The following is a 1,188-nucleotide window of genomic DNA, read 5'->3' on the forward strand; positions in this document are numbered from 1 at the left end:
GCGTATGCGGTGTGTGCGGTGGTGGTGGCAGTGGCGGTGGCGGTGGCAATGGTGGGTGCGTCGGTGGCGGGCAGGGTGGCTTCGGGCACGGCGGACCTCCCGGGTGGGCGCGGCGGTGTGTGGCGGCGGGTCCCTTGGTACCGAGGCGGGGTGCGGGCGGCAAGCGGCTGCGGCGGGCCGGCCGCCGACCGTCCGTTGTCACCTATCCGGGTGGCACGTACGGCGTGCGGGGCCCGGCCGCCCGCCCCCGTCCGCGCCGGGTTGACGTCCGGGGCGGACGGGCGTGGCCCGAAGGGGGACGGGTGACTGCTGCGATCAGGGCGTTGCCCTACCGGGCCTACCGGCGGGTAGGGCGCAGTATCGGGGGAGCGGATTCCCACGATGCGGGCGGAGACGGCGTGACCCAGGTGTCCACCGGAGACGGCCGGCCGGCCAGGAGCGGGCCGGCCACGGAGCGGGTACGGCACGGGCGGCCCGGAAGCGGGATCCGGCGCGGGCTGGTGCTGGGCGGGGGCGGGATGCTGGGCGCCGCCTGGACGGTCGGCGCGCTGTGCGCGGTGGAGGAGGCCACCGGCTGGCGGCCGGGCAGCGCCGAGGTGCTCCTCGGCACCTCCGCGGGCGCCCTCCTGGGCACCCTGCTCGCGGCCGGGGTCGAGCCCGGACAGCTCCGCGACCACCAGCTGGGACGGCCGGTGACCGCCGGACCGCTGATGGACATCGACTTCGACTACGACACGGTGGTGGGCGGGGCCCTGCCGCCGCGGCCGCAGGCGGCGATCGGCTCGCCGGGGCTGCTGCGGGACGCCGTCCGGCACCCGCGCGACTACCCGTTCCTCACCATGGTCTCCGCCGCCGTGCCGCCCGGCCGGGGCTCGGTCGCGCCCATCGGCGACCTGGTCAGGAAGCTGTTCGGCGACGGCGGCTGGCCCGAGGGCAGCGCGCTGCGGGTGGCCGCCGTCGACTACCGGACCGGCCGCCGGGTGGCCTTCGGCGACCTGGGTGCGCCGGCGGCCGGGGTCGCCGAGGCGGTGATGGCATCCTGCGCGATCCCCGGCTGGTTCGCGCCGGTCGAGGTGGCCGGCGGGCGGTACGTCGACGGCGGCTGCTGGTCGGCCACCAACGCGGACCTGATGAACGGCCGCGGCCTGGACGAGGTGTACGTGCTGGCGCCGATGGGCATCCGGCTGC

1 protein-coding gene is annotated in these 1,188 nt (G+C 77.6%); it reads left to right on the top strand.

What is annotated here, in order from left to right:
- Positions 1 to 398: 398 nt before the first annotated feature.
- On the top strand, positions 399 to 1,188 hold a 790-nt coding region (locus AA75_RS37835; RefSeq protein WP_051814115.1), incomplete at its 3' end, for a patatin-like phospholipase family protein.

The organism is Kitasatospora sp. MBT63, from assembly GCF_000710465.2.
In the GTDB taxonomy this organism is placed as follows: Bacteria; Actinomycetota; Actinomycetes; order Streptomycetales; family Streptomycetaceae; genus Kitasatospora.